The sequence below is a fragment of the Promineifilum sp. (SeqCode) genome (genome assembly GCF_041918635.1).
Taxonomy (GTDB): domain Bacteria; phylum Chloroflexota; class Anaerolineae; order Promineifilales; family Promineifilaceae; genus Promineifilum.
Window position 1 is genome coordinate 1 of the sequence record NZ_JAYRVJ010000590.1, and the last position, 4,199, is coordinate 4,199.

Sequence of the window (4,199 nt, forward strand, 5' to 3'; positions counted from 1 at the left end):
AACGCCATTCTGCGCGAGGAGATGGACGCCGAGATCATCCTGCGCACCGGCCGGCGCATCCCCGGCGTGCGGCCGGTGGGCGGCATGTACGCCCCCATCAGCATCGTGCGCATGGCCCGCGACGACGCCTACGGGGCGCGCGAGTGGCGCGAGGGCGAGGCGGGCAGCCTGGACGAATACGCCTTCCGCACGGAGAAGATCTCGCGCTGGGTCTGCCGCGCCGTGTCGGAGTTCGCCTTCCAGCACGCCCGCCAGAACGGAGCTAAAGTCTTCGGCGGCCCCAAGTTCACCGTCAGCGCCATCTATGAGGGCATGTTCAAGGAGGAGATGGACGCCGCCGCCACGCGCTACCCCGACGTGCGCTACGACCCGCAACTCATCGACGCGACCATGGCCCTGCTCATCACCACCAGCGGCGAACCGCTGGTCATCCCGTCGCTCAACCGGGACGGCGACCTGCTCTCCGACATGGTGCTGCAAATGTTCGGCTCCATCGCCGGGTCGGAGTCGATGGTCATCTCCATCAGCCAGGCGGGGGAGATCGACTGTGTCATGGCCGAAGCACCCCACGGCACGGCCCCCAGCTTGCAGGGCAAGAACGTCGCCAACCCGATGGCGATGATCCTGGCCGCCGCCGGGCTGCTGGGGTACATGAAGGAGAAGGAGTTGAAGACGGCCAGCCGGGCCATCTACGAATCGACGCTGGAGGCGGTCTACGACGGGGTGCGCACCGCCGACCTGGCCGGCACGGCCAACACCGACCAGTTCACCAACGAGGTCATCCGCCGCGTGCGGGCGAAGCTGGAGGTGTGGTCGTCGTTAACGTGATGAGCGCGATCTCCGGCGGGCAGAGGAAGCGCACACGCGGGGCGCTCAGCCCTTCAAAGCCCACGCCACGGCTGATGTAGAGGCTCGTCCGCCCCTCGCGGTAGTGTCCCATGACGTAGCGCCGGCCCAGGCGCGAACTGGTCAGCAGCGCCCCAATGAGCGGCAGGCGCACCTGACCGCCGTGGGTGTGGCCGCAGAGGTACAAGTCGAGGCCGTGGGCGACCGCCTGCGGCATCAACTCCGGCGAGTGGTAGAGGAGGATGCGCGGCCCGGCGTCGGGCGCGCCGTCCAGCACGCGCGCCAGCGTCGCCGCGTCGCGGGGGATGTCGTGGTGGCAGTCGAGGCCCACCAGCGTCAGGCAGCGCCCATCGTCCAGTGTCAGCGCCGCCGTCTCGTCCCGTAACAGGCGTATCGCCAGGCCGTCGAATAGCGCCGGGATGACGGCATGCAAGTCCACCATCGGGCTGCCTAACACGGCATAGACGCCGTAGCGCGCCTGCAACTGACCCAATAAGTCGCGCACCTGCCGGTGCGTCTCCGGATCGCGGTTGTTGGACGTGCTCACGTAGTCGCCCGTCATCAGGATCAGATCGGGCCGCGCAGTTTGGGCCAGTTTCAGCAGTTGCGCCTCCCGCCGGCCGAGCCGTTCCAGGTGAATATCGCTGACGTGGAAGATGCGGATGGGCGGCGCGTCAGAGGGCCAGCGGTCGGTGGCCACCGTCAACTCGCTCAGGCCGAGACGAGCCGGCTCCACCAACGCGCCGCGGTAGAGGGCGACAGCGCCGACCAGTTGGGCCAGCGCCGCCAACGCCAGCGCGACCGTCCACCCCAACCAGACACCCGCTGCCGCCGTCGCCAGCGCCGCGGCCCCGCGCGGCAAGGCCAGCGCGGCGATCTGCGCTTTCCAGGAAGCAAACGAGAGGCCGCGCCGGGGCAGTTGGCGCAACAGATAGGCATCGGCGGCGCAGCACGCCAGGAGCAACACGCCCACGCCGGCGCTCAACGCCACGTCGCGCGACAGCAGCCACCACACGCCGCCTATGCCGCCCGCCAACCCGACCCCGGCCAGAGCCACGCCCCACGTTGGCCAGTTGTGCAGCGCGTGAAGGGCCACCAGCACGTGATGGAAGTGGCTTCTCCTGGGATCGCCATCCTCCACCGGCGGGTCGAACCGGCGCGAGGGGCGCGGTCGTGCCCCTTGTTCGGCCCGGCCGGCCGCCTTCTTGGCGCGGCCGTCGCTCACTCGCCCACCCGCTCCCAGATGACGCCCTCGGCCGTCCGCGCCAGCCGGCCCGCGCCGGGGATGTGGGCCGTGATCAGCAGCGCGTCCTCGGCCAGAGCGGTTTCCACCAGCGCCGCGCGGCTGGCGAGCGTGGCCTCCCTTTTGCACCAGTGGGCCACCCACTCCGGCTGCTCGACCTCCACGGTATGATGATACAGATCGCCCAGGCAGTAAAGTGTGCGCCCCGCGGAGTGGACGCGGACGATCTGGTGGCCGGCCGTCTCGCCCGGCGCGGGCAGGATGGCGACGCCCGGGGCGATCTCCCGCCGGCCCTCCACGATCTCCAGTCGCTTGGCGCTTTCCAGCACACCCCAGGTATGGCTGTCTTCGGAGTGGCGTCGCCGGATGGCCCGCTGGAGCGAGGGCTGCTCCCAATCGGCCCGGCTCAGGTAGTAGCGGGCGTTGGGAAAGGCGGGCGCCCAGGATTTGCCCTGCGCGACAGTGACGCTGCCGTAGTGGTCGAAGTGGGGATGGGTGATGACGACGTGTTCCACCGCGCCGGGCGGCAGGCCGGCCAGCCATAACTGGGAGAGCAGGTCAACCGGGGGCTGATAGTCGGGCGGCATCAGCCGCAGCGGCGGCGGGTCGTTGCCGGGCGCGTCGACGAGGACGGCCGTCGCGCCCAGCCGGATGTGCACGCATTGGACGGGCACCAGGAAGGGCTGCTCAAAATAGTCGCTGTAGCGGGCCTTCCAGGCTGGCGGCGGCAGCCGCAGCCAGTCCGCCAGGTCGGCCTGCAAGTAACCGACCGTGAGGATGGTCACCTCGGCCTCGCCCACGCGCAAAGATTGAGCCATGAGCGGCAATTCTACAGGCATTGGCCGTGGTGCAAAAGCGGGTGCATAGGGAGATGGGACGCTGATGTTGGCGCTGATGGACGCTGCCCCATTCGTCTATGTGCCTCGCCGCAAATGGGTTACAATCTCTGTTGCGCTATGGCGGTATTCATTCTATGTTGATTGAACCCAAATTCCCCGCAAGAGTGCCCATTGCCTATCTGCCGACGCCCGTCGAGCGGCTGGAGCGCCTGAGCAAGCATCTCGGCGGGCCGGAGTTGTGGATCAAGCGCGACGATCAGACCGGCCTGGCGACGGGCGGCAACAAGACGCGCAAGCTGGAGTTCCTGGTGGCCGACGCGCTGGCCCAGGGCTGCGACCACCTGGTGACGACCGGCGCGCCGCAGAGCAACCACTGCCGGCAGACGGCCGCCGCCGCGGCCCGCTTCGGCCTGGGGTGCAGCCTGGTGCTGCGCGGCCAGAAACCGGACGCGACGACCGGCAATCTGCTGCTCGACCACCTGCTCGGCGCTCACGTCTACTGGACGGACGCCAAGGAGTGCAACGAGGCCACCGCCGGCGTCATGGCGAACCTGCGGGCCATCGGCCGGCGGCCCTATGCCATTCCCCTCGGCGGCTCCAACGTCATTGGCGCGACGGGCTACGTCCTGGCGATGCGCGAACTGCTCTCCCAACTGGAGGCGGAGCGGCTGAACGTAGACTTCATCGTCTTCGCCAGCAGCAGCGGCGGCACGCAGGCCGGGCTGGTGCTGGGCGCGCGGGTCTACGGCTATCGGGGCACAGTGCTGGGCATCAGCGTCGATCACCCGGCCGAGTCGCTGAGTACACAGGTGGCGGCGCTGGCGACGGCCACGGCCACCCACCTGGGGCTGGGCACGCTGTCGGTGGTCGATCTGCTCACCGTCAACGACGACTACCTGGGCGAAGGCTACGCCCGCGTGGGCGAGACGGAGCGCGAGGCGATCCAACTGACGGCCCAACTGGAAGGCATCCTGCTCGACCCGGTCTACACCGGCCGGGCGATGGGCGGGCTGATCGATCTCATCCGCTGGGGCGCGTTCACCCGCGGCCAGCGGGTGCTGTTCTGGCACACTGGCGGCGCGGCGGCCCTGCCCGCCTTTGCCGACAAGCTGCTGTGAGCAGAAGAATCTACAGATTTCACAGATTACACAGATTGGGTCCTGGTCACCGCGACCAATTCCTAATTCGTAATTCTTAATTCCTAATTCCTAATTGTCTATGTCCGTCGATCAAGAAGTCATCCACCAATTCGAGGCGCTCTTTGGCGAGCC

General features: G+C 68.3%; 4 protein-coding genes. 2 read left to right on the forward strand and 2 right to left on the reverse strand.

What is annotated here, in order from left to right:
* Window positions 1–828 (forward strand): isocitrate/isopropylmalate family dehydrogenase (locus tag ACE3UY_RS17505; RefSeq protein WP_374688775.1); only part of this gene is annotated, 828 nt, incomplete at its 5' end.
* On the opposite strand, the gene ACE3UY_RS17510 is transcribed toward ACE3UY_RS17505, so the two are convergent.
* The gene (locus ACE3UY_RS17510) at window positions 779–2,071 is read right to left on the reverse strand and encodes a metallophosphoesterase (protein WP_374688776.1); all 1,293 of its coding nucleotides are present in this window, start codon (window positions 2,069–2,071) and stop codon (window positions 779–781) included. The genes ACE3UY_RS17505 and ACE3UY_RS17510 overlap by 50 nt on opposite strands.
* On the reverse strand, window positions 2,068–2,907 hold the full coding sequence (locus tag ACE3UY_RS17515; protein ID WP_374688777.1) for an MBL fold metallo-hydrolase: 840 nt from the start codon (window positions 2,905–2,907) through the stop codon (window positions 2,068–2,070). Before ACE3UY_RS17515 ends, ACE3UY_RS17510 begins: the two co-directional genes overlap by 4 nt.
* Window positions 2,908–3,062: 155 nt before the next feature.
* Here ACE3UY_RS17515 and ACE3UY_RS17520 point away from each other — a divergent pair, with 155 nt between their 5' ends.
* Window positions 3,063–4,046, forward strand: coding sequence for a D-cysteine desulfhydrase family protein (locus tag ACE3UY_RS17520; RefSeq protein WP_374688778.1), 984 nt, complete (start codon window positions 3,063–3,065; stop codon window positions 4,044–4,046).
* Window positions 4,047–4,199 lie beyond the last annotated feature (153 nt).

Coding starts and splice junctions, on each gene's coding strand:
- ACE3UY_RS17515 (WP_374688777.1), bottom strand. CDS start 2,907: ATGGCTCAATCTTTGCGCGTGGGCGAGGCCGAGGTGACCATCCTCACG.
- ACE3UY_RS17520 (WP_374688778.1), top strand. CDS start 3,063: ATGTTGATTGAACCCAAATTCCCCGCAAGAGTGCCCATTGCCTATCTG.